Source organism: Kutzneria chonburiensis, assembly GCF_028622115.1.
GTDB lineage: Bacteria > Actinomycetota > Actinomycetes > Mycobacteriales > Pseudonocardiaceae > Kutzneria > Kutzneria chonburiensis.
Genome location: NZ_CP097263.1, coordinates 3,532,330 through 3,556,208, shown reverse-complemented (window position 1 = coordinate 3,556,208; position 23,879 = coordinate 3,532,330). Strand labels below are relative to the sequence as shown.

The following is a 23,879-nucleotide window of genomic DNA, read 5'->3' as shown; positions in this document are numbered from 1 at the left end:
CCGAAACAGCAAAGGGTGGCCGCCGAACGGCGGCCACCCGTTGCCGGCTATCTGAACTCCACTCGCACGTCCAGGCCGGGATGCGCCTTCCGATAGGCGTCGACGCCGTCCTCGATGGCCTGCCGCAGCTCCGGCGCTACGCCGGGCGTGGTCATTCGCAGTCCGATCGGCGCGTCCTTGTACGCGTCCGCGATCTTGCGGCCGTCGGCCAGGTAGCCGTTGGCGCGAGCGTCGAGGTACTTGTCGAACTTGGCCGCCACCTGGTCCCTGACCCAGCCGGCCGGGTCATTGGCCCCGGTCATCGGGTTGCGCACGCTGACCGCGCTCTTCTCCTCCCACAGCACACCGCTCTCGATCTTGTCGAAGTCGGTGATCTCCACCCGCCCGCTCGCGGTCGGGCTGTTGTAGACCTTCTGCTCCGACGCGCCCTCGAGGAAGCCCGGGTGCTTGGCCATGTTCTCGAGGTTGTCGGCGGCGCCGTTGAGGCCGTCCATGGCCATCATCAGGCCGGTCGCGGTGAGGCCGGCGCCGGTGACGACCTGCTCGCCGGGACCGCCGAAGGCGCAGCCGACCAGGCCGGCGAGGCCGCCGAGCACGCCGCCGGGGATGGCTCCGACGCCGTCGAAGGCGAGGCCGACCGTGGCGCCGCCCTCGGCGCCGGCGGTGATCAGCTCGCCGCACGTCGCGACACCGCCGGCCACGTCGGCCAAACCGACCAGGGTGAGGCCGAGCCCGCCGCCGATCTCGATCAGGTGCTGGATCAGCGACAGCAGCTCGCCGGCGTGGTCGCGGACGAAGTCGAGGGTGCCCTGGGCGATCTGGTCGATCATGTGCAGCAGCTGGTCGGCCGCGTCGATCAGGGCCTGCATCTCGGGGTGGTCCTTGACCACGGCCGCGGCGGCGTCGCGCAGCTTCTGGACCTCGCTGCGCACATCGGTGACCGCCTTGCGCGCGGTGTCCTGGGCCTTCTTCTGCGAAACGATGTTCCACGCCTCGGCGGCCGCCGCACTGGCGTCGGCGGAGGCCTGGCCGGCGGCCAGGGAATCCAGCAGGGCCTGCGCGGCGGCGGCCTGGGCCTGGGCCGCGAACTCGTTGGCCTGGGCGGCCGACTGAGCGGCGGCCGCGGCCGAGTTCTTGGCGGCGTTGGCGCTGCCCTGCGCCGCGGCGGCGGCGTTTTTGGCCTGGTACGCGGATGTTGCCGCGTCGGCCGCCGACTGGCTGGCGTCGTCGGCCGACTTCTTGGCGTCAGCGGCGGCCTTGCCGGCCGCTGCGGCGGACTGCTTGGCCTGGTCGGCCCAGTACGCCGCCTCGTCAGCGGCGTTGCGCGCGGTGGCGGCGGCCTGGTGGGCCAACGCCGCGTTCTGCTTGGCGTTGGCCGCGGCCTGGGTGGCGTTGGCCAGGTAGCCGTTGATCTCGGCGACGTGCTGAGCGGCGTCGGCATCCCGCAGCTGGGCCTGGTACTGGCCGACCTGCAAGAACTGCCGCACGTACGACCACGGGCCGGACAACGCGGCGTTCGCGGCCGCCTTCACCTCGGCCCCGCCGTTGTTCAGGATCACCTGCGCCGCGGCCCGGTCGTCGTCCTCGGCGGCCCGGAAACGGCCGGTGGCAAGGAATTGCTGCACGTCATCGGGGGTGCCGGACAGCGCCCGGTTGGCGGCCGCCCGGGTGATCGGGCCGCCGTTGTTGAGGATCCGCTGCACCGCGATCCGGTCGTCGTCGATCTTGCCCTGGTACGCCCGCGTCACCAGGAACTGGTTGACCTGGTCGTGGGTGCCGGTCTCGACGGCGTGGGCGGCGGCGCGCTGCGCCGGCACCAGGGAAGCGCCGGCGGCGACGGACAGGCTGTACCGGTCGTCGCGCTCGACGGCGGCGGCCAGCCCGCTCCGTACGAACGTCGCGACATCGGCGTCCGCGCCACCGAGCGCCGCCTTGGCGGCGAGCCGAACCTGCGGACCGGCGCTGTGCCAAAGCCGGGCAGCGGCGCGGCGGCCGTCGGAGGCGGCGACAGCGGGCGCGGTCGCCGGGTTGCCGGCCTCAGTGAGCAGAGCCTGGGTCTGCTGGTCGAACTGCTCGGGCTTGCCCACCTGCCACACGGCCGCGGTGACCCGGTCCTGCTCCTGCTGCTTGGCGTCGGCGGCGTCACGCATGGCCTGGGACTGCTGCTCGGCCAACCGCTCGGCGTCGGCCCGGCGGGCCAGGTCGGCCGTCTTCTTGGCCTGGTCCGCGGCATTCTGCGCCGCCGTGGCCTCGGTGTCGGCTTCCCGGGCCGCGGCGTCGGCACGATCCGCCGCGCCGGCGGCTTCGCCCGCGTGCTTGGCGGCGTCATCGGCCGCCGCCGCTGCGGCATCGGCATGGGTAGCGGCGTCCAGTGCGAATTGACGGGCCTGTGCAGCGTCATTGGCGGCCTCGTTGGCCAGCGCCATCGCGGTGCCGGCGGCCCGCTTGGCCTCGTCGGCGTTGCGCTGGGCCCGATCGGCCGCCGCGGCGGCCTGAGCCGAGCTCGCGCCGGCCTTCGCCGCCCAGCCGCCGGCTTCCCGCGAAGCCGCGGCCGCGTCGGCGGAGTCGCCGGCGGCGGACGCCGCGGCCTGCGCAGCGATGGCGACCTGTCGGGACGCGGCGACGGCCTGGTCGATCGCCTCCGCGACCGACCGCGCGCCGCGTGCGGCGTCACGTGCGGCCTGCGCGGCGTTGCGAGCGTCCTCGGCCTTGCCCTTGTCGGTGGCTGCCGCCGCGGCGGCGTTGCGGGCATTTGCCGCCGCCTCGCCCGCCTTGGACGCCGCCCACGCGGCCTGGCTGGCTGCGTTTGACGCCTCGCGGGCGGCGTTGGTTGCCGCCTGCGCCGAGCGGATGGCCGTCTGCGCGGCTTGCGCGGCGCGCGTGGCGGCGCTGGCCGCTCGCGAAGCGGCGTCCGCCGCCTGGGCCGCAGATCCTTGTGCCTTCTTGGTTTCGTCGGCCGCTGTTGCCGCGGCCGCCTTGGCCGCCGCCGCGGCGGCGACGGCCTGCGCGGCCGCTTCCTGCGCCGCCTGGTTGAAAGATGCCGACCTGCCCTCGGCAGTCTGGGCCAGCGTGGCCAGTTGCGAGACAGTCGCGGTTTCCTCGTCACGTTGTTGCGCGACCTGGAAACCGTTGCGCAGGAACTGCCGTACGTTCTCGATGTTGGTCGACAGCGCCTGGTTGCCGGCCAGCTTCACCGCTGTGCCACCGTTGTTGACCAACAGCTGCACGGCGATCCGGTCGTCGTTGTCCTGGGCTTGCTGCCAGCCGCTGCCCAGGAACGCCATTTGGTCGTCGACCGAGCCGTTGAGGGCGGTAGTGGCCGCCTGCCTGACCACCGGCCCGGTCGCGGCCGACTGCAACCGGCTGATCCGGATGCGGATGTCATCCTTCCACGGCTGCTGCCAGCCCGTGGTCAGAAAGCCTCGTACGGCACCAATGTTGCCGCTCAACGCGGTGTTCGCGGCCTGCTGGGTGGCCGGCCCGCCGCTGTTGATCATCTGCTGCACCGTGACGCGGTCCTGCGTCTCCTGCATGAACGGCAGGCGGGTGCTGATGAACGTGTGCACGTCGTCGTCGCTGCCGCACAGCGCGGCCTCGGCGGCGCTCGCGATCACCGGCCCGCCGTCGGTGATCAGCGCCAGCAGTTTCTGGCGCTCACCGGTAGGCGGGGTGTCGGCGGTGGCCGAGGGAACCACGGCTGCGCCGAATGCCAGCGAAGCGGCAACTATGGTGCCGATCGCTCTGGTCAACTGTCTCATGGATGCTCGTGTCCTCCGTCGGAACGCGGCAGAATATGAGGCGTGGCAACAGATCGCGGACATGGTGACAGCCGAAGTCGATCGCTACCCCCGGCGGCGGATGCTAGCGCACCGGGGTGCCCTTGGGGAGTTCTTGACTTTGCCTCGGTCGCCCACCTAGCTTGAGCTCCGTCGGCGAATGAGGGGGGCGAGCGTCGGCCGGGGGATCCACCTTGTGCTGTCGCGTGCTGCCTCGACAGGATCGAACAGGAGTGGATCAGCGATCATGCGAGTCATCACCCGAGCACTGCTCACCACGGCCGTCGTCGGCACGGTGGCGGCGCTGTCCGTCGGAGCGAGCATGGCGGACAGACAGACGGCACAGGACGACAGCGGGATGCCGTCGGCCGTCGAGGACTTCAGCTACCCGGGCGCGGCCAAGATCCTCGCCGACCGGGGCATCAAGCTGATCAGCGGGGACGGCCACCTCATGCTGGTCAACTGCGTCAACGTGGCCGGCCTCATCGAGGTGCACTCGTTCAACAGCAACGACCACGGCTCCGATCCCGGCCACTACTGCTTCCAGGTCAGCGGGCCGACCGGCTACCTCAAGCTGGAGCTCGTGGACGCCTATCAGGTCAAGGGCGACAACCACGCCGTGCAGGCGACCGTGACGGTCGACGGCCAGAGCAGCACGGTGTCCGTGGCCAAGAACGGCTGGACGGGCATCGGCGTCGGCGCCGGCACGGACTCCGCGACCTTGCTCGAGCTCAAGGCATCCTCGTGAGGCGGAGCGCGGTCGTCGGCGCGCTGGCGGTCGTCGCCACCGGCATGGCCATCACCGCGACGCCGGCATCGGCCCTCACCGCCAGTGCGCCGGTTTCCTTTGGCACGTATGCGTTTACCGCCAAGGTGAGCATGGCCGACCGTGCGTGCAGCGGCGTGTTGGTGGCCCCGGCATGGGTGCTCACCGCCGCCAGCTGCTTCCCGGAGAACGCGCAAGGCGGCGCGCCGACGGCGCCGGCCACTGTCGTGATTGGACGGACGGATCTGTCCGGGACGTCCGGCACCGTCGCGCAGGTGGCGAAGTTGGTGCCGTCCAACGGTCGCAACGCCATGCTGGCCAAGCTGGACCGGGCGGTCGCCGGCGTCGCGCCGATCGCCTTGGCCACCACGCCCGCGGCGGCCGGCGACACGGTGCGGCTGACGGGATACGGCCGCACGGAGACCGAGTGGGTGCCGAACGTGTTGCGCACCACCACGTTCTCCGTCGCCTCGACGGATGCCGCGTCGCTGACGCTGACCGGCGTGAACGGGGCGGACGCGTGCAAGGGCGACGCCGGTGGACCGGTTTTCCGTGAGGGCAACGGAAAAACCGAGCTGGTCGGGATCACGACCTCGTCGTGGCAGCACGGTTGCCTTGGCTCGACCGAGACCCGTCAGGGCACGGTCGGGGCCCGTACGGACGATCTGGCCACTAGGATCGGTCAGCAGACCGCGCCGTCGTCGGTGACCTGCCGGCCGGTGCTGGTGTGGTCGGCCCGTTCCGACGGAAACCTGTGGCTGTACCAGCACAACGACCCGACCGGCGGTACGTTCTCCTGGGTGCAGCCGCAGAACCCGATCGGCAACGGCTGGTTCGGGCGCATGCTGGCCGGCCCGCACGGCGTGGTCTGGGACATCCACCGCGCCCTCGGTGGCTCCGATCCGTACCACGACGGCGATCTCAAGCGCTGGGTCTGGGACGGGCACAACTGGAGCGGCGGCAACCAAGTCGGCAGCGGCTGGCAGCCGTTCTTGGCGCCGGAGAACGCCAACAAGGTCACCGTGGACTCGCAGGGCCGGATCTACGAGATCAACGCCGCCGGCGAGCTTCGCGTGTTCGTCTGGAACGAGACCACGAACTCGTGGGAGAACGGTGTCGGGCAGGTGCTGGACACCGGCTGGGGTCGGTTCAACTCGATCACCGCGGCCGGTGACGGTGTGCTGTACGCCCGCACGCCGTCCGGTGTGCTGACCCGGTTCGAGTACTCGTTCGGCACCGGCCGTTGGCTGGAGCGGGACGAGGCCGCGGGCGCGGGCTGGGAGGTGTTCAGCGAGATCTTCTCGCCGGGCGCGGACATCCTGTACGGGCGCGGTCACTCCGACTCGTCCGGGCCGGTGCTGCGCTGGTACCGCCACGACGACAACACCGCCACCTGGGCGGCCGGGGCGCCGGACGGTTTCGGCAAGGTCGTCGGCACCGGATGGAACACCGAGATCCACGTGTCCGCGGACCCGTCCGCCTGCACGATCGCACCGAGGTGAGCCAGGGCGGGGTGCCGCGACGGCGGCACCCCGCTTCCGTCACAAGCTGTCGATGAACGCCGTCAGCCGCTGCCCGAGCAGCTCCGGCGCCTCGACCGGGATGGCGTGCCCGACGCCGGGCACAACATCGACGTTCAATCCGATTGAACGCAGGTAGTCCAGTGACACCAACTGGTCCTCGCCGCCGTGCAGCACGAGCAGCGGCCGTCCGAAGGCCTTGACCAGTGCGAGCTCGTCGACGGTTCGACCTTCGGCGATGCTGGCCCCGAGACCGGCGCGGGCACCGGGGTCGGTGGCGAGGATCTCCGACACGAACACCTCCGGCGACACCGACGAGCCGGGCGACAGCATCGCGGTCCCGTACCGGAGGGCGTCGTCGGTGCTCACCTCGCCCTGGAATCCCACGCCCATCGCCGGATTGGGCAGGAATCCCCGGGCCAGGTCGTCGGCGGTAGCGACCGGCGGCGTGCCGAACAGCACCAGGCCCGGGACCTGGGGCAGCTGGGCCGCCGCCTCGAGCGCGACGTGCCCGCCCAGGCTCCAGCCGACCAGCACGGCGTCCTCGGCCTGCACCGACGACAGGAACGCCGCCACCGCCGACGCGTGCCCGGGCACCGAGTAGTCGGTGCCCCGCGGCGACGCGCCGTGGCCGGGTAGATCCAAGGCGAGGCAACGGAATCGCTGCCCGAACGGACCGCCGAGCAAGCCCTGCCAGACCGCCGAGGAGGACGAATTGCCGTGCACCAACACGACCGTGCGATCGGTGCCGGCGCTGCCCCGATACGCGAGTTCGATGCTCATACCGCATCCTGCGTCACGCCGGCCGCCGAAGTCACGGTCGTCGAGGGCACGTTTCAGGCGCCGTTGGCGACGATCGAGTCGCCGTCGGCCGGCACGGAGCCGCGGGGCAGGCTGCGCCCCGTGAAGAACGCGCGGCAGCCCCGGTAGACCACGGCCATCAGCGGCACGCCGATGGCGATGGCCAGCACGCCGATCACCGCAACACCGCCGACGCCGAAGATCGTCGTCTCACCGCTGTCCGGCTGCGCGTAGTAGATCACCGCCAACACCAGCACCATCGCGAAGAACAGCCCGCCGATCAGCGGCAGCACCCCGCGCAGGAAGAAGTTGCGGACGCTGCCGAGCAGGGTCTTGCGGAAGATCCACACGCAGGCCAGCGCGGTCATCGCGTACTCGACGCCGATGCACAGCCCGACCGCGCTCACCGAGTCGGCCAGCACGTTGTCGCTGAGCAGCGACAACAGCACGTACAGGGCGAAGGACACGATGCCGAAGGCCCAGGTGGACACGGTCGGCGTGAGGTACCGCGGGTGCACCTTGGCGAACACCTCGGGCAGCGCGCCGTGCGAGGCCATCGACAGCGTGGTGCGGGCGCACGGCATGATCGTGGCCTGGCTGCTGGCGGCCGCGCTGGTCAGCACCGAGACGACCAGCAGAACCCCCATGATCTTGCCGAACGAGCCGTCGCCGAACACCGCGGCGCCCAGGCCGGCCAGCACATCGTCGGAGTTGGCGGGGTTGCCGAGGCCGATGCCGGTCTGGCCGATGCCGGCGAAGGCCAGCGCGGCGATCGTGACGATCACGTAGTTGAGTACCAGCAACACCGTCGACAGCACAGCGGCCTTGCCCGGCCCGCGCCGCGGGTCGGCCGACTCCTCGTTCACCGAGACCGAGCTGTCCCAGCCCCAGTACAGGAACACGGCCGGCAGCGTGGCGGCGATGAGCGCGCCCGCGCCGATGCCGGTCGGCAGCAGCCAGCTCAGCGACGGCGTCGACGCCTGCGGGCCGGCCGTGCCGTTGAACACCTGGTACAGCGCGACCACGGAGAAGATCACCAGCACCGTCAGCTCGACCGCCAGCAGCACCCACTGGAGCCTGGCCGAGACCTCGATGCCGCGGTAGCAGATCCAGCACAGCAGGACCAGCCACGCCAGCCCGACGGCCATCGTGGCGTACTTGTTGTCGGCCAGGCCGTCCGCGCCGAACAGCAGCAGCGTGTACTTGCCCGAGATGGCCGACTGGCTGGTCATGGCCAGCAGCTGGGCGATCGTCACCACCCAGCCGGACATCCAGCCGACCTTGCTGCCGAACGCGCGGGTGGCCCACGTGAAGTTGGTGCCGCAGTCCGGCTCGGCCGAGTTCAGCTCACGGAACGCGAGCGCGACGAACATCACCGGCACGAACGCGAACAGCACGAACGACGCCGCCTGGAAGCCGGTGCCGGCGATCACCAGCAGGCCCAGCGTGGCCGCGATGGAGTAGGCCGGCGCGGTCGAGGCGGTCCCGATGACCACCGACGACACCATGCTCAGCGTGCCGGCGCGCAATCCCTTGCTCTCGGTGGAAGGGGGGACGGCGTGCGCGACGACCTCGGTCATTTCTCCTCCGGGACGGTGGTGGGGCAGGGCACAGCGTTCCGGATTCACGACCGATCGCACTCCGGGCCGAGGAGGAAAGATACGGGACCGGCGGCCGTCGTGGCGATCAGCCGACGGGGGATGTGGCCAAAAGCGCGGTTGCGTCGGGAGGCGGCGGTTTGCCATCCTGAATACAGGATGTGAAGTCAGCAGGAGGAGGGCCGGTGGCGGAGGAGGACTTCCCGAGCTGCTCCATCGAGCGCAGCCTTCAGGTGCTGGGCGAGCGGTGGTCGCTGCTCATCCTGCGGCAGATCTTCCTCGGGCAGCACCGGTTCGCCGAGATCCAGGGTGCGCTCGGGGTGGCCCCGAACCTGCTCAGCACGCGGCTGAAGACGCTGGTCGAGGCCGGGGTGCTGCGGCTGCGCAGCTATCAGGAGGCCGGCAGCCGGCACCGGCAGAGCTATCACCTGACCGATGCCGGCCGTGATCTGCTGCCCATTCTCGGCGCCTTCCAGCAGTGGGGCGACCGGCACCGGCCGCGGCCGGCCGGGCCGTCGGTCGCGCGCCGGTCGCGGGCCACCGGGGAGGCTCTGCACGTGGGCTTCGTGACGGCCGACGGCCGCGAGGTTGCACCGTCCGATGTGGACATCCTGGGCCCGGTCAGCCGGCGAACGGGGTGATCGCCTGCATCGCCTCGACACCGTCGGCCAGTGCGCGGCGGGTGGCGACCGTGAAGTCGTCGGCCAGCACCTCGGCGCGGTCTTCGGCCAGCGCCCGCACGACCTGGTCGGCCAGGTCCTCCGCGCTGATCTTGGTGGCCCGGACCTTCGAGCTCAGGTCCGTGTCGACGAAGCCGGAGTGCACGCCGACGACCAGCGTCCCCTGCTTGGCCAGGCCCAGCCGGAACGCGTTGGTCAGCGACCACTCGGCCGCCTTGGACGCCGTGTAGGCCGGCGCCGCGCTCATCGCCGCCCATGAGCCGGCCGACAGCACGTTGACCAGCGCCCCGCCGCCGTTGGCCGCCAGAATCGGGGCGAACGCGCGGGTGATCCGCCAGGGCCCGAACACGTTCGTCTCCATCACCGCTCGGGCCACGTCCAGCGAGCCCGTCAGCAGCTGTGCCTCCGGGCCGCTCACACCGGCGTTGTTGACCACGATGTCCACATCGGACGCAAGCTCGGCCGCCGCCGCGATGTCGTCCTCGCTGGTCACATCCAGTTTCACCGCCGTGAGCCGGTCATCGGTGACCGATTTCGGGTCACGCGCCCCGGCATAGACCTTCGCCGCCCCCGCTGCCAGCAGTGCCCGCGCGATGGCCAGGCCGATGCCGCGGTTGGCCCCGGTGACCAGCGCCGTCGATCCGGTGATCTTCATCGTGTCCTCCCAGGTGGGGTGCGATGCGGCGAACGCTACCGGACGTGAGTTTCAAAAGTAAAGTCAGCTGGGGTGAGAGGGGTCGGGTTGGCGTGGAAGGTGTGCTCAGTTCGGTTGGACGCGCCGTCGGTCCGGGTTGGGCCGGCGGTGTGGCCAGATCACTGTGCTCCCATCAGCGCCGCCGCGAGGTCGGCGGCGGTCGGTTCGATCGTGTCGGTCAGGACGGCGTCGATGACCTCGGCCAGTGCCGCCGGCACGGTGGGGAGCCGGTCGCGGATGGGGAGGGGCGGCCGGCGTAGGACGACGGTGACCGGGTTGACCTCGGGCGGGAAGTCGCGCGGGGGCTGGCCGGTGATCATCCAGTACAGGCAGGCGGTGATGGCCCAGACGTCGACCGCCGGCCGGGCGTACTTGAAGTCGAGGACCTGCCGCCGGGGCATGAAGGCGACGGTGCCGCCCATCGCCCCGGTGCGGGTACGGCCGGACAGGCCGGCCTGGTCGAAGGCCTTGGCCAGGCCGAAGTCGGCGATCTTGAGGCGGCCGTCGGCGGTGAGCAACAGGTTCTGCGGCTTGAGATCCCGGTGCACAAGACCGTGCCCGACGGCGGTGCTGCCGTCGGCCAGGCGGACGGGGATGTCGGCGGTGTGGGCATAGGCAAGGGCGTCGAGGGCTTGCAGGGTCAGGGAAACCGCCCGGTCGATCGGCAGCGGGCCGGTGACGGTGCCGCCGGCGCAGTACTCGTAACGGATCCGGGGCACGCCGTTGACGGAATCGCTGCCGCGGTACTCGACGATGTGCTTGTGCCGCAATGCCTTCGTGCAGTCCAGCTCACGCTGGAAGTCGGCGCGGGTCTCGGGGTCCACGGCGTCGTCGAGGGTCTTCACGGCGACGAAGTCGCCCGGCGCCTGTTCGACCAGCTCGACCACGCCCTGCGCGCCGCGCCCCAATTCCCTGACCACATGGGGAAACATGGTGACGAGCACCGTGGTGTCGCCGATCAGCAGCTCGTCGCCGTCGTGCAGTTCGGCGGTGGTGGTGGCTTCCCCGTTGACGATCGTGCCATTGCGGCTGCCCAGGTCGTGCACGGTCACGCCGTCGATCACGCAGTGCCGCCGCGACACCTTGGGATCGCCGGCGATCCGGAAGTCGCACTCCGACCCCCGGCCGATCACGCACGGGCTGGTGATCACCAGTGAATGGTCCGCATAGGACAGTCGCATCATGGGATGTCGTACTCCCACACGAGTTCCCAGCCGCAGACGTTCGTGCCGGAGTCGGTCGTCAGCAGCCACCGGCCGTCGTCGCCCAGCATCAGGTCGATGATGTCGTGCTCATGCGACGCCATCGTCCGCAGGCAGTCGCCGGTGCGCAGATCCCAGACCTGGAGACGACGGTCCGCGTCGGCGGTGACCGCGAACGTGCCGTCGGCGCTGAGCGCATGCGCCTTGATCGCACTGGTCATCCGCAGTGTCCGCACCACCTCGCCGGTGTCGGTCGACCACACCGCCAGACCGTGTCGTGCCGGTGTCGCACCGAATCGGCCGTCACCGCTCAGCGCGAGTCGCCGTTCGACCGGCGAACTGACGCCGTGCACCTGGTATTTGAGTGTCCCGGTCGCCACGTCCCACGCCGCGGTCGACTCCGTGAGCGAGGCGAACACGGTGTTGCCGTCCGGACTGAACAGCGGCGCCGCGTAGCCGGCCTGGAACGGGACCACGAACGTCGGCGCCGGCTGGTCGCCCCACACGTGCAGGCCCATGGCCACGGCCGCCAGGCGCCGGCCGTCCCGGCTCATCGCCACCGCATCGACCAGGCCGTCGGCGGCGAGCTCGCGCAGCAGCCGGCCCGACGGTAGTTCCCGCTGGCGCAGCGTGCCGTGCTCGTCGCCGATGAGGATCCGGTGGCCGGACGGGGTGACGGCGAACGCGGTGAGCACACCGTTGTCGTCGGGGTAGATCCGCCGGCTGCCGTCGGACAGGTCGAGCTGGCGGATCAGTCCGGGGAAGCTTCGGACCAGCAGCATCATGCCGTCGGCCGCGAAGCGGACCTCCTCGGCCCAACCACCCTCGCCGGGCGCGAACGTCAGCAGCCGCTCCGAGTTCGGGAAGTCCCACAGGTCGACCTCGCCCGAGCGCCGGCAGGTCGCCATGTAGCGGCCGTCCGAGCGCAGCGCCACGACCGGCGGCTCGATCAGCTCGACCTTGCCCTCGAACGTGAACACGGGCCAGCCGCCGAGCAGTTTCGCCCTGCTGCCATGGGGTCCGAGCGCGGCCCACGCCTCCCGGACGTCCTGGTTGCGGGCGAAGTCGGGCCCCTCCTGAACGGACCGCAACACCGCGGCGGCCTCGGCGAACCGTTCCCGCTCGGTGAGCTCCCGCACCCGGTCCATCCGGCCTCGGAACGTGTCGTCCGTGCTGATCAGGTCCTCGACCGCCCGGGGACGGGCGTAACACCAGGGCGCTCGGTAGTCGGCGGTCGGCACGGACCGGATCGAGATGGACTCTATGGTCCAGAACGCGGCGATCCGCGCGTCGGCCGAGATCGCCGCGGGGCCGGTCGTGCCGTCCGGGCCGCGGCTGAGCGTGCCGAGGCAGCGGCCGGTCGGCGCGTCCCAGACCCGGACCGGCCGGACGTCGTTGCTCACCATGGTCGTGCCGGCGAGCACCACGGTGTTGATGTCGGAGTGCCGGTCCGGCACCTCGCCCAGCACGACATCCCGCTGCGCGTCCCACGTCACGAGCGGTCCCCGCCACCAGGCCACCACGGCGTGGCCGGCGTCCGCGCTCAGCGCAGCGAAGTCCACATTGGACGAATTGGGCCAGCCGCGCGGCAGCTCCGGTCGCCGGCCGGTCAGCACGGTCGTGAGGGAGCGGGTGGCCACGTCCCAGGCCCGGACACTGCTGTCGTCGCTGTCGAGGAAGGCGGCAAGGACCCGGCTGCCGTCCGGGCTCAACGCGACCGCGCCGACCTTCCCCAAGCCCGGAGCCACTCCGGCGATGAGCAGGTCATTCTCGGCCGACCACACCGATACCGTGCCGGGAACATCGCCTGTGGCATAGAAACGGCCGTCAGCGCTCACCGCGATCGCGCACATCGCGTGCGGGCCCCGTCGCTGCCGCCCCCGCCGCAAGTCCCACAGCTCGACCGCTTGACCACGGAGGACAACGCCGACCGTCGCGTCTGCGCTCAGCGCGGCGGCGGTGACGGGGTCACCGCGACGGGTCAGGGTGCGCTGTGCCCGCCAACCGGTGCCCTTGGCTGGCGTCCACAGCACCAGCTGACCGGCCTTGTCGCCGAACAGCACCTGAGAACCGTCCGCGCTGAGCGCGATGGCCGTGACATCCGGGCGCTTCAGGTCGATCTGCACGCGAGGCGGGCGCTTTTCCAGTACTGCCAACGCTGCCTGGACGTCCACTGAGGACTGATCGGCCTTCAGTAGCAGCGTGCCGGCCCACTCGTCCTCGTGCCGTTCCAACTGAACGAGGCCCAGCAGCAAGGACCCGAGGCTGTCGGACGGATCGGCCGCCCACGCAGCCTCCACATCGGACACAACTTCCTCACCCATGGCGACGCCGGTCCGCCACTTGTGCAGGCCACGGTTGTAGACCGCCGGCAGATGGTACGGATCGGCGGTGATCGCGCCCCGGAACAGCTCCTCCGCCTCGTCGACCCGGCCGAGGTCGAGCATGGAGAGGGCCTGGTTGGACAGACCGTCGGCCAGCAGTCGAGCCGCCTTGGGCTGCGACCGCGGATAGGCCGCGCCGGCGACCTCCGGGTAGATGTCGATCAAGTGCGCGGCGACGTCGAGTGCGGTCGGCCGCCGCGCGGGATCGTCGGCGAAACAGGCCCGTAGCAACAGACTCACTGCCGATGGCAGGCGCAGTCCCTCCTCCAGCAGCATGGTCAGCGCCGCGTCGGCCGCCTCCCCGTAGGGGGTCGTCCATCCGCCGGCGAACATCTCCAGCACCGTGACGCCCCATGACCACACGTCCGACGCCGCCGTGATGCGCACCCCGGCCTGGCCGGCCACGGCGTCGGCCTGCTCGGGGAGCGGTACGGCCGTGTCATGCCGCCGAAACTGACGCCGGCCGGCGCGTCCTCCGCGGGCTGTATCGCCTTGGCCAGACCGAAATCGGTGACCTTGGCGGTGCCGTCCGGATCGAGCATCACGTTGGCCGGCTTGACATCCTGGTGCACCAGGCCGGCCGCGTGCGCGTGCGCCAATCCCCAGGCGATCTGGACTGCAAGGTCCAGAATCCGGGCCGGTGTCAGACCGCCGCGCGCCACCGCGTCGGCGACGCTGCCGCCGTCCACCCACTCGGCGAACACCCGTGGCGCGGCGTCGATCGTGCGCACGTAGACACAGTTCACGGTGTGCGGGTGCAGGCCGAGGTTCACCCACGTGCCGGCCTCACGCTCGAAGTGCCGGCGATCCTCGGCCGTGGTGACCTTCTCCGGACGGGGCGTCTTCACCGCCAGGTCCACCTGCCAGCCGAGGTGCCGCACCCGGTGCACCACGCCCATGCCGCCGCTGCGGACGTCCTTGACCTCGTACAGGCCCAGCACGGTCTCGCCCGGCTGCCAGGTCATCAGTCGGCCAGTGCGACGAACAGCGGGCTCCCGACCAGCACATTCACCGACCGGCCGCCGTCCAGCTCCGGATACGGGCTCGGCCCGTGCCGCAGCCGCTTGGCGATGAACTCCACCTCCTGCTCGTCGCCGCGGGCGTTGCGCTGCGCCAGATACGCCAGCTCGAGCGCGCCGTCCGGGGCTTCGTCGTCGGAGATCGCGGTCAGGCCCTGGACCATGCCCGGCAACATCGACCGCGCGGTGCCGTCGTCCTCCTTCGGCTTGGCCCCGCCGATGATGTGACCACTGGACCCGCCGAGGCCGACCACCGTGTCCCCGGTGGCGCCGGCGAAGTAGACGAAGCCGGGCGCCTGCTGCACGCGCATGGCCAGCCGGCCCCGGAAGTACTGGCCGGGCTCGTCGATCGTGCCCACGTCGCAGAAGTCGTCGATGTGCTGGATGACGCGCTCCAGCCGGACGACACGATCCGGGGTGGTCTCCCGCTTGCGCTTGCCGCTGAGCGGATTCAGGCCGATGCCGAACTCGGTGGTGCGCTTGGCCGCGAAGCCCGGATCGACCTGCGGCAGCAGCATGTCCACCTTGGCATCGCTGATGTAGTAGTAGTACCGCAGCGACACACGGCCCCCTTCTGTCTGGATTACTCCGCTCGGCTCAGGCTACAAGGCGCGCCGGGCGGATCACGGGGCTTTCGCCCGGTCGGTATGCTCCCGGTCGTGGGGACAGCGCCCTCGGTGAAGGTGGAACTGCTCGGCGCGGTCCGCGCCTGGTCCGATCGCGGCGAGATCCCGCTGGGACCGCCGCGGCAGCGGGCGGTTTTCGCCATGCTGGCGGCGAGTGTGGGCAAGGTGGTGTCCCGCAGCGAGCTGATCGACGGCGTCTGGGGCGAGGATTCACCGGCCAGCGCCGAAGGCAGCCTCTACACGTACATCTCGGACCTGCGCCGCGCCCTGGAGCCGGGGCGGCCCAACCGCGCCCCCAGTCAACTCCTGGAGTCTTCCGGCGCCGGCTACGTGCTGCATGTGCACGTGGACCTGACCGATTTCGAGGAACTTCGGCAGCACGCGGCCGCTTTGCTCGCGTCCGGATCGCCGGGCCCGGCGCTGCGAGCCCTGGACGCCGCGCTGGCGCTGGGGCACGGCGAGGCCTTCGGTGGCATCCCTGGACCGTTCGCGCAGCGCTGCCGGGCCAGCTTGGCCGAGCTGCGACTGGCCACTCAGGAACAGCGGGCCGAGGCCATGCTCGGCCTGGGCCAGGCCGGCAACGTGATCGGCGAGCTGACCGACCTGGTCCGGACCTATCCGCTGCGGGAAAGCCTGCGGGCGCTGCTGATGACCGCGCTGCACCGGGCCGGCCGCCGCGACGAGGCGCTGGACGTCTACCGCGAGGCCGAAACCCTGCTGCTGGACGAGCTCGGCATCGAGCCGAGCCCGCCGCTGGCCACGTTGTTCCAGCAGTTACAGACGGGCGAGGTCAAGCCGGTGGTGTCGGCGCGAGCCGGCCATCACGCCCGCGTGCCCGAAGGCTTCGTCAGCCGGGCCCGCGAAGTCGCCCGCATGCAGGCCATGCTGGCCGACCTGGTGACCGGCCGTGGCGGCGTCGTCTGGTTGGAGGGCGAGCCCGGCATCGGCAAGTCCTCGCTGCTCGCGGCCGGCCTGGCCGGGGCCGAGCAGGCCGGCTGCCAGCTCGGCTGGGCGGTGGCCGACGAGCTGGGACAACGCTTTCCGCTGCGGGCCGTGCTCGACTGCCTTGAGGTGGACGGGCGTTCCGTCGATCCGCGCCGGGTCGAGCTGGCCGAGAGCCTGCACGGCCCGGCCAATGGCTTGTTACCGGGCAGCGACCCGATCGCGGCGGCGGTCGACCGGCTGCTGTCCTTCGTGGAGACGCTCTGCGAGGACGCACCGCTGCTGCTCGTGCTGGATGACGTGCAATGGGCTGACGAAGCCAGTTTGCTGGTGTGGCACCGGCTTTCCCGGGCCACGACCCGGCTGCCGCTGCTGCTGGTGGCCAGTGCCCGGACGCTGCCGCGCCGGCCACAGGTCGCGCAGGTGCGGCTGGCCGCCGAAGGCGGGTTCGTCGTCGACCTGGAACCGTTGAGCGCCAACGATGTCGTCGACATCGTTAGGCAGTCGGTGGGTGCGCCGCCGGGTCCGGAGCTGCGCACCTTGACCGCCCGGGCCGGCGGAAACCCTTTGTACGTCAGGGAACTCCTGGACGCGTTGTCCCGTGAGAATGCCATCACCGTGGCCGACGGCAGCGCGGAGATCCAGCACGGCACCGCCGCCGACGCGCCGAGTTCGCTGGTGGCCGTCTTGACCCGGCGGCTGAGCTTCCTGTCGCCCACCGTGCGGGAGGTCCTCCAGTGGGCCTCGCTGCTGGGCGGCCAGTTCACCGTCAGCGACCTGTCCGTGGTCAGCGACCGGCCGGTGCCGACGCTGATCACCCTGCTGGAAGAGGCGATCGCCGGCAACGTGGTGGTGGCGACGGGGGAGTACCTCGCGTTCCGGCACGGCCTGATCCGGCAGGCGCTGTACGAGGGCACGCCCAGCGCTGTCCGACTGGCCCTGCACAACCACGCCGCGCAGGCGCTGGCCAAGGCTGGCGCGCCGCTGGAGCAGGTGGCCGAGCAGCTGCTGGCCGTACCCGGCGCGGTCGAGGCGTGGGTTGTGACGTGGTTGCAGGACAACGCCTCCCGGCTCGGCCTGCTGGCCCCGCAGATCACCATGGAGCTCATCGGCCGCGCCCTGGCCATGCCGACGCTGACGGCGTTGGCCCGCGAGGTGCTGACCGCCGAGCTGGCCCGGCTGTCGTTCGCCCTCGGCGGCGTGCCGGAATCCGAGGTGCGGTACGTGATCGGCCGTACTCGCGACGTCGAGCGGCTGTCGGAGATGCGGTCCATTCTCGCGCACATCCTGTGCCGACGCGGGCAGGGCGCGGCCGCCGTGGAGATGCTGCGTGGATCCCTTGAGCGGCCGGACATCCCGGACTTCTGGAAGGCCCGGCACGAGGTCCTCACCGCCATCGGCGAGCGCACCGGCAACCAGGACCTGACGGCGTGCGCGGTCAGCGCCCGGCGGGGTGTCAAGCTTGGGCAGGAATGCCACGATGCCTTCGCCACCGCGCACGGGTTGCAGGAGCTGTGGGTCGTGCACTCGGTACGGCGTGAGCACGCGGCGGCGATCGAGGTCGTGGACGAGGCCATCACCGTGGTGGCCGACGTGCCGGAACTGGTCGGCATGCGGCTGAGCCTGTTGGACAACCGCCTCTTCACGTTGCAGAACCTGGACCGGCTGAGCGAGATCGACGGCACGATCCGGTTCGCGCGGGAACTCGGCCGCCAGCACGCCGTGCCGACCGAGCTGCACCTGCCGGCCGCCGTGCACCACTACTGGACCGGGCGGTGGGACGAGGCGCTGGCCGAGCTGGACGCCGTCGTGCAGGACAGCCCGGAGATGACCTTCTACGGCCTGCGGGAGAGCACCGTCACGCTGCTCCTGCTGCACGGTGTCGCGGCGCTGATCGCGTTGCGGCGCGGGAACGACGACGCCGCGGACGCCCATCTGCTGACCGCCGCCGAGCTGCCGGTGGCCAGCCCGGCCGAGCGGGAGAACTGTGACTTCCTCGTTGCCGCGCAAGCGGTTGCGGCCGAACGGGACGGCCGGCTGGACGAGGCCGCGTCGCTGCTGAAGCCCAATCTGCGGGCCGACTACTCGCAGATGACGTTGCGGCATCAGTGGTTGCCCGACCTCGCCCGATTGGCCTTGCAGGTGGGGGATACCGCGGTCGCGCGTGAGGCTTTGGAACAATGCCAGGACGAGGCCGCCCGTGAGCAGACCCCGGCCCGGGCCTACACCGCCGCGTTGCGCTGCCAGGCCATGGTCACCGGGGATCCGTCGTTCGCGCTGGAGGCCGTCGAGCACTACCGGCGGATCGGCCGGGCCGTGGAACTCGGTGCGGCGCTGGAGGATCTGGCCGTGTTGCACGCGACCCGCGGGCATTCCGACGCCGCCGTGACGTTGGCCGAGGCAGTCGAGGTGTACTCGGAATTCGGCGCCCGATGGGACATCCAGCGGGCGCGGGCCCGGTCAGCGGCGGCGCAGCCGTAGGCCGTCCAGCCCGACCCGATCACCTTGGTCCGTACGGACATCCACGCGGACCTCGGCCTCGGTCTCGTCGGCCACGAACTCGACCGGGCCGCCGTCCGGTTGCAGGTACTCGTCGCCCCACTGGATCAGGGCCAGCATCGCCGGGAACAGCGCCTCGCCCTTCTCCGTCAGCACGTACTCGCTGCGCGTGCGCTGCCCGGGCTCGCGGTACGGCTGCTTGGCCAGGATGCCGGCCTCGACCAGCTCCTTGAGCCGTCCCGCCGCCACCGCCTCGGTGATGCCCACCCGGCGGACGAAGTCGTCGAACCGCGTGGTGCCATAGATTGCCTCGCGCAGCAACAGGAACGCCGACTTGGTGCCGATCACGTCCATGGCCAGCGCGAGGGAGCACCGGGTCGGCTGCCACGAGCCCAGGTCGGCCAGCGCGCCCTCTCGTCTCATGCCGCCAGCCTAGCCTTTCGCCGCTGCGTGAGGCCGAGGCTCGCCACCGCCGCGACGACTCCGATCACCGTCACCATCCAGAACACGTTGGTGAAGGCCCGGTGCTGCTCGGCGTAACCGGTGGGGGAGCCGAGGATCGCCACCAGCAAGGCGATGCCGAACACCGTGCCGACCTGGCGGGCCATGTTCACCACGGCGCTGCCGGTGCCCGAGCGGGCCGGCGGGAGCTCGGCCGTGGCCGAGGACAGCATCGTCGGCATGGCCAGACCGACGCCCATACCGGTGATCAGCCAGGCCGGCAGCATTTCGGTGAAGTAGTGCGGTTCCGGGCCGACCGCCAGCAGCATGTACACGGTGCCGGCCGCCCACAGCAGGCAGCCCGTGGCCGCGATGACGCCCGTGCTCACCCGTCTGGTCATGGCTTGGCCGGCCATCGCGAACACCGGCACCATCAGCGGCCCCGGCGCGATGGCCAGGCCGGTCTGGATCGCCGAGTAGCCCCAGACGTCCTGGAGCCAGAAGACCCGGGACAGCAGGCCGGCGCCGAAGGTGGCGCTGAAGAACGTCACCGCGATCGTCGACCACGCGAACGTGCGGACCTTGAGCAGGCTCGGCGGGATGATCGGCGAGCGGTGCCGCCAGTTGTTGGCGGCAAAGGCAATGAGTGCCGCGACCGCCACGGCCAGACTGGTGATGATGCCCGCACTCGTCCATCCCCACGCCGACCCCTCCACCAGGGCCAGCGCCAACGCCCCGATGCCCACGGTCAGCAGGACCGCCCCGACGACGTCCACCTCCGGCTCGGTGTCCTCAGCCCGGTAGTCCCTGATCACCCGGATTCCCAGCACCAGCAAGGCGATCCCGATCGGCACGTTGATCAGGAACACCCAGCGCCAGGACAGCTCGACCAGGAAGCCGCCCACCACCGGCCCCAGCGCCGAGGCCAGGGCGCCGATCGACGCCCAGATCCGCACCGAGCGGGCCCGTTGCTCCGCCGGCACCGCGTGGATCAGCAGTCCCAGGCTCGTCGGCGTCAGCGCCGCCGCACCGGCCGCCTGCACCAGCCGGCACCCGATCAGCGCCGCCAGGCTCGGGCTCGCCGCCGCGGCCGCGCTGGCCAGCGTGAACAGGGCCAGTCCCAGCAGGAACACCCGCTTGTGCCCCACCCGGTCGGCCCACCGTCCACAGGGGACCAGCAGCGCCGCGTAGATGATCGGGTACCCGTTCAGGATCCAGCTCAGGTCGGCCAGCGTGTGCCCCGTGAAGTCGCGCCCGATCGCCGTGAACGCCACGTTCACCACGAACAGGTCCAGGCCGGCCAGAAACGGCGCCCCGCTCAGCACGAGCAGCGTCCGGCCGACCCGTCTCTCCACCTGGCTAGTGCTTACCATAGCCAGCACGGTACGGGCTGACTTCAGTAAACACAAGTCAGGTGCTGGTGCCTAGGGCGTTGTCGATGACGTAGCGCCAGCAGCCGTCGGGGCCGCGGCGGGCAACGTCGGTGGCGGTGCCTTCGACCTGGACGGGCGCGCCGGGGGTGGGCACGAGGAGGCCGTCGGGCTCGTAGACGGCCTCGACGGCGGCGCTCGCGGCGATCAGCGGTCGGTGGGCGACGCTCGTGCTGCGGGATCTGATGCACGGGCCGCGCTCGTTCACGGAGCTGGCGGCGGGTTTGCCGACCCTGAGCGACAAGGTTCTGACCGAACGCCTGACCGGCCTTGAGCGGCAGGGCCTGCGGCGCCGCCGGCGCCGTGGCGGATTCCCGGCGCGGACCGAATACAGCCTCACCCCGGCCGGCCTCAGCCTGCGCCCGCTGCTGATCGAGCTCTACCGCACGGGCGAGACGCTGCAAGCCTTGCGGTGATTGATGCCGCGATCGGCTCGGCCGATCATGGCTTGACTCATCCGACCTCTGGTGGTTCCCTGGCCTCACCGCCGCGCGCCGGCCGTCCGGTTACCCTGCAACCGAACCAGGAGCGCGTAGATGAGGCATACTCGAAAACTGGCGATCGCCGTCGGGCTGGCCGGATTGCTGGCCGTAGGCGGCACGCAGCTGGCCGGCGCGAAGGCGCTGGTCGTGTCCTCACCGTCCGAACTGTCGGCCGTGCTGGCCCGGGCGGAGCCCGGGGATCGCGTGGTCGTCGGCCCTGGCACGTATGACAACGTGCTGATCCGGGTCAGCCGGTCGGGCACCTCGCAGGCGCCGATCACCATCATGGCGGCGTCGGTGGGCGGAGTGCGGTTCACCGGCAGCGGCGGTTTCGACCTGACCGGCGCGTCACACGTTGTGGTGCAAGGGTTTGTGTTCGCCGACGGCGGCGGCCTGACCGTGCCGGGGGACGCGAAGGCCAACCGGGTCACGCGGAACACGTTCGACGGCAACAAAGGCGGCGCGGACCTGACCGTGCAGGCCGACGACACCGAGGTCGACCACAACACCTTTTCCAATCGGACCGCCCAGGGCGTGTACCTCCAGGTGGTCGGGCCGGGCGCGCACGACATGGCCAAGCGGGTCCACGTGCACCACAACTACTTCTACAACCACCAGTACCACGGGGCCAACGGCGGCGAGTCCATCCGCTTCGGCCTCTCCGGCCGTCAGCACGCCGAGGCCGACGGGCTCATCGAGGACAACCTGTTCGACAAGGCCGACGGCGACTCCGAGGCGATCTCGGTGAAGTCCTCGAACAACGTGGTGCAGTACAACACCATCGTCAACAGCAGGGGCACGCTGTCCCTGCGGCACGGCTGGAACACGCGGGTCGAGGGCAACATCCTGATCGGCGGCAGCACCGGCATCCGGTTCTTCGGCAACAACCACGTGATCGTCGACAACCTGGTCGAGGACACCTCCGGGCCGGCCATGGAGTTCGGCGGCGGCGAGGTGCGCGACGACACCACCAACGGCACCGACCACGAGTCCTCCGACCATTGCCTGGTCGCCTTCAACACGCTGTCCGGCAGCGACTCGCTGATCTGGTACGAGAGCAGCAAGAAGTACGCGCCGCTGGACGACACCCTGGCCGACAACATCCTGCTCGGGCACGGGCCGGCGGCGGCCAAGGGCACCGGCACGTCGCTGCACTTCACCGGCAACATCCTGTTCGGCTCCGGTGCCGGCTCGCTGCCATCGGGGGCGTACCGAACCGTGGACCCGAAGCTGGTGCGGGACGCGCACAACCTGTTGCGCCCCAGCGCGAACAGCCCGGCCATCGGCGCGGCGACGGGCTCGTACCCGCAGGTGACGCTGGACATCGACAAGCAGACCCGGCCGTCGGCCAAGGACGTCGGCGCGGACCAGTACAACGCCTCGGCCCCGGCGCGGCCGCTGACCACGGCTGACGTCGGCCCCAAGGCGCCCTGACCGGCGCGGTCCCGGCCGGCCCCCAGAGCCGGCCGGGACCACACCGTCACGCCCAGGGCGCGGTGACCTCCCAGGTGGTGTCCTCGGCCCAGAGGTTCGTGGTGTCCCACGGATTCGCGCCGCCGTTGTGGGCGATGTAGACGGTGGCGTTGTAGTGCCGGATGTAGTAGCCGGGGTAGTTGTTCGACTGGAATGACGTGAAGGACCCGGAGTTGCCGGGGGCCGGGCAGAACGTGGCGTCCTGCCGCATGAGATCGCTGCCGTCGAACGGCTGCCGGTGCACGATGTAGTTGGCATGCCGTAAGTAGTCGCCGGGATAGTTCTTCGACTCGAAGGACAGGCAGGACTGGTTGGCCAGGCCCCGTCGGACGATCCAGGTGGCATCGGCCTTGTCCAGTGCCGTGCTGATCACCGAAGTAACGGCTTCACCGTTACTGTGCCGAAGGTAGCGGGTGGTGCAGCAGGCCGTGGTGGCCCTTAAAGAGACGGACGAGCCCGGCGTGAGCTGCCCGCCCGGCACGCCGTTCGAGCCGCCGTAGCCGACGGACACGATGTTGGCCTGCACGGCGCTGTCGGCCGCGTTGCTCGGCACGCCGGCCGTCATCACGCCCTCGAAGAACGAGCCGACATCGGCGTTGCTGTTGTCGCCGCCCGTGCCGAGGACGATCGCGCCCTCCTGGTGCATGGGGGAGTAGCCGCTCTTGACCGTCGGTTCGGAGCCCGAGTACGTGGTCGTCAGGCCGCCGGTCTGGGCGTTGCCGCGTTTGAGGGCGAAGTGGTCCTGTCCGTTGTTGGACAGCATCGCCGTGACGAAGGGGATCAGGCCCGGGCCGGCGTCGTTCACGTTCGTGCCGGTGTTCGACTGGTACAGGCCGTTCTCCAGGTCGGCCTCCACCCACGGGCCGCCGGATCCGTTGCAGCCGCCGAATTCGCAGCGCAGGCCCAGGTAGACCGCGTCCATGTGGCCGTTTCCGGTGTCCTGGTTGTTGGTTTCCGCGTTGCCGTAGTCGAAGCAGCAGCCGCCGTTGACGTGCGTGGCCGATGCGACCATGTACATGCCTTCCGGCTGGCCGTTCACCGCGACGCCGCTGGTCGTGTTGTCGCGGTAGCCCATGCCCGCGGAGATCTCCAGGCCGTACGCCGTGTGGCCGCCGATGCTCACCGGCAGCGCGTCCGCCGGCGCCCCGACGTCCGCCCGACCCGCGCCACCCTCACCTTCGACGGTCAGGTCGTTGTGCCGCGGCGACTGGTCGAAGATCTCGTTGATGATGCACGTCGTGTTGGCACAGAAGGAATCCTGCGCCGCCGCGTTGGCGATGCCGCCCGGCGCGAGCAGGCCGATGTCGGCCAGCGCGCCGTCCGCGCGCTTCACCTGGTACAGCGGTCCGTTGTAGTTCGCGTACAGGGCCCGGACCGTGCTGTGCGCCCCCACGCACGGCGTGCCGGCCGAGCCGTATATGTCGCACGGCAGCGACGTGGCCGCTTGCGCCGTGTTCGCGCCGATGGCCGTCAGGCAGGCCACCACCAGGCAGACGATCCCGGCGATGGACAGTAGTCGTCGTGGCACTGGGTCTCCCGGGTTAGC

At 70.8% G+C, this 23,879-nt stretch carries 18 protein-coding genes; 6 read left to right on the top strand and 12 right to left on the bottom strand.

Translation table 11 applies throughout. From position 1 onward, the window contains the following. Positions 1-47 precede the first annotated feature (47 nt). Positions 48-3,758 carry an ALF repeat-containing protein gene (locus M3Q35_RS15860; RefSeq protein ID WP_273942550.1) on the bottom strand — a complete coding sequence of 1,237 codons (3,711 nt, stop codon included), beginning with the start codon at positions 3,756-3,758 and terminating at the stop codon, positions 48-50. Positions 3,759-4,023: 265 nt separating this feature from the next. Between M3Q35_RS15860 and M3Q35_RS15855 the strand changes: the two genes are divergently transcribed. Continuing rightward, positions 4,024-4,524 (top strand): hypothetical protein, encoded by a 501-nt coding sequence (locus M3Q35_RS15855; protein WP_273942549.1) that lies wholly within the window; start codon positions 4,024-4,026, stop codon positions 4,522-4,524. Next, the gene (locus tag M3Q35_RS15850; RefSeq protein ID WP_273942548.1) at positions 4,521-6,044 is read left to right on the top strand and encodes a tachylectin-related carbohydrate-binding protein; all 1,524 of its coding nucleotides are present in this window, start codon (positions 4,521-4,523) and stop codon (positions 6,042-6,044) included. Before M3Q35_RS15855 ends, M3Q35_RS15850 begins: the two co-directional genes overlap by 4 nt. 39 nt (positions 6,045-6,083) lie before the next feature. On the opposite strand, the gene M3Q35_RS15845 is transcribed toward M3Q35_RS15850, so the two are convergent. Together M3Q35_RS15845 and M3Q35_RS15840 are read right to left on the bottom strand one after the other, a co-directional pair. Continuing rightward, positions 6,084-6,845 carry an alpha/beta fold hydrolase gene (locus M3Q35_RS15845; protein ID WP_273942546.1) on the bottom strand — a complete coding sequence of 254 codons (762 nt, stop codon included), beginning with the start codon at positions 6,843-6,845 and terminating at the stop codon, positions 6,084-6,086. A 53-nt stretch (positions 6,846-6,898) separates the two neighbouring features. Beyond that, positions 6,899-8,443, bottom strand: a complete 1,545-nt coding sequence (locus M3Q35_RS15840) for an APC family permease (protein ID WP_273942545.1) — start codon at positions 8,441-8,443, stop codon at positions 6,899-6,901. A 203-nt stretch (positions 8,444-8,646) separates the two neighbouring features. Here M3Q35_RS15840 and M3Q35_RS15835 point away from each other — a divergent pair, with 203 nt between their 5' ends. Further along, positions 8,647-9,102 carry a winged helix-turn-helix transcriptional regulator gene (locus M3Q35_RS15835; RefSeq protein ID WP_273942544.1) on the top strand — a complete coding sequence of 152 codons (456 nt, stop codon included), beginning with the start codon at positions 8,647-8,649 and terminating at the stop codon, positions 9,100-9,102. Here M3Q35_RS15835 and M3Q35_RS15830 read toward each other — a convergent pair. The 5 genes from M3Q35_RS15830 to M3Q35_RS15810 form a co-directional block, all read right to left on the bottom strand. Continuing rightward, positions 9,083-9,796 carry an SDR family oxidoreductase gene (locus tag M3Q35_RS15830; RefSeq protein WP_273942542.1) on the bottom strand — a complete coding sequence of 238 codons (714 nt, stop codon included), beginning with the start codon at positions 9,794-9,796 and terminating at the stop codon, positions 9,083-9,085. The two genes, M3Q35_RS15835 and M3Q35_RS15830, sit on opposite strands and share 20 nt — an antisense overlap. 158 nt (positions 9,797-9,954) lie before the next feature. Beyond that, complete coding sequence (locus M3Q35_RS15825; RefSeq protein ID WP_273942541.1) at positions 9,955-10,986, bottom strand: protein kinase domain-containing protein; 1,032 nt, start codon at positions 10,984-10,986, stop codon at positions 9,955-9,957. A gap of 29 nt (positions 10,987-11,015) precedes the next feature. Further along, complete coding sequence (locus M3Q35_RS15820) at positions 11,016-13,754, bottom strand: WD40 repeat domain-containing protein (protein ID WP_273944360.1); 2,739 nt, start codon at positions 13,752-13,754, stop codon at positions 11,016-11,018. Further along, complete coding sequence (locus M3Q35_RS15815) at positions 13,700-14,386, bottom strand: serine/threonine-protein kinase (protein ID WP_273942540.1); 687 nt, start codon at positions 14,384-14,386, stop codon at positions 13,700-13,702. The genes M3Q35_RS15820 and M3Q35_RS15815 overlap by 55 nt, the downstream gene beginning before the upstream one ends. Next, positions 14,386-15,003, bottom strand: a complete 618-nt coding sequence (locus M3Q35_RS15810) for a DUF7019 family protein (protein ID WP_273942539.1) — start codon at positions 15,001-15,003, stop codon at positions 14,386-14,388. Before M3Q35_RS15810 ends, M3Q35_RS15815 begins: the two co-directional genes overlap by 1 nt. Positions 15,004-15,099: 96 nt before the next feature. On the opposite strand from M3Q35_RS15810, the gene M3Q35_RS15805 reads away from it, so the two are divergent. Further along, positions 15,100-18,489 carry an ATP-binding protein gene (locus M3Q35_RS15805; protein WP_273942538.1) on the top strand — a complete coding sequence of 1,130 codons (3,390 nt, stop codon included), beginning with the start codon at positions 15,100-15,102 and terminating at the stop codon, positions 18,487-18,489. Here the strand turns inward: M3Q35_RS15805 and M3Q35_RS15800 are convergent. The 3 genes from M3Q35_RS15800 to M3Q35_RS15790 are packed head-to-tail and all read right to left on the bottom strand — an operon-like array spanning position 18,469 to position 20,622. Further along, on the bottom strand, positions 18,469-18,930 hold the full coding sequence (locus M3Q35_RS15800; RefSeq protein WP_273942537.1) for a winged helix-turn-helix transcriptional regulator: 462 nt from the start codon (positions 18,928-18,930) through the stop codon (positions 18,469-18,471). The two genes, M3Q35_RS15805 and M3Q35_RS15800, sit on opposite strands and share 21 nt — an antisense overlap. Further along, positions 18,927-20,321, bottom strand: coding sequence for an MFS transporter (locus M3Q35_RS15795; RefSeq protein ID WP_273942536.1), 1,395 nt, complete (start codon positions 20,319-20,321; stop codon positions 18,927-18,929). The genes M3Q35_RS15800 and M3Q35_RS15795 overlap by 4 nt, the downstream gene beginning before the upstream one ends. A 37-nt stretch (positions 20,322-20,358) precedes the next feature. Then, complete coding sequence (locus M3Q35_RS15790; protein WP_273942534.1) at positions 20,359-20,622, bottom strand: Cif family virulence factor; 264 nt, start codon at positions 20,620-20,622, stop codon at positions 20,359-20,361. On the opposite strand from M3Q35_RS15790, the gene M3Q35_RS15785 reads away from it, so the two are divergent. Both M3Q35_RS15785 and M3Q35_RS15780 read left to right on the top strand, forming a co-directional pair. After that, the gene (locus tag M3Q35_RS15785; protein WP_273942533.1) at positions 20,564-20,794 is read left to right on the top strand and encodes a winged helix-turn-helix transcriptional regulator; all 231 of its coding nucleotides are present in this window, start codon (positions 20,564-20,566) and stop codon (positions 20,792-20,794) included. The genes M3Q35_RS15790 and M3Q35_RS15785 overlap by 59 nt on opposite strands. Before the next feature lie 120 nt (positions 20,795-20,914). After that, entirely contained in the window at positions 20,915-22,294 is a 1,380-nt protein-coding gene (locus M3Q35_RS15780; protein ID WP_273942532.1) for a polysaccharide lyase 6 family protein, read from the top strand. Positions 22,295-22,340: 46 nt separating this feature from the next. On the opposite strand, the gene M3Q35_RS15775 is transcribed toward M3Q35_RS15780, so the two are convergent. Next, the gene (locus M3Q35_RS15775; protein ID WP_273942531.1) at positions 22,341-23,861 is read right to left on the bottom strand and encodes an alpha-L-arabinofuranosidase B; all 1,521 of its coding nucleotides are present in this window, start codon (positions 23,859-23,861) and stop codon (positions 22,341-22,343) included. Positions 23,862-23,879: the final 18 nt, after the last annotated feature.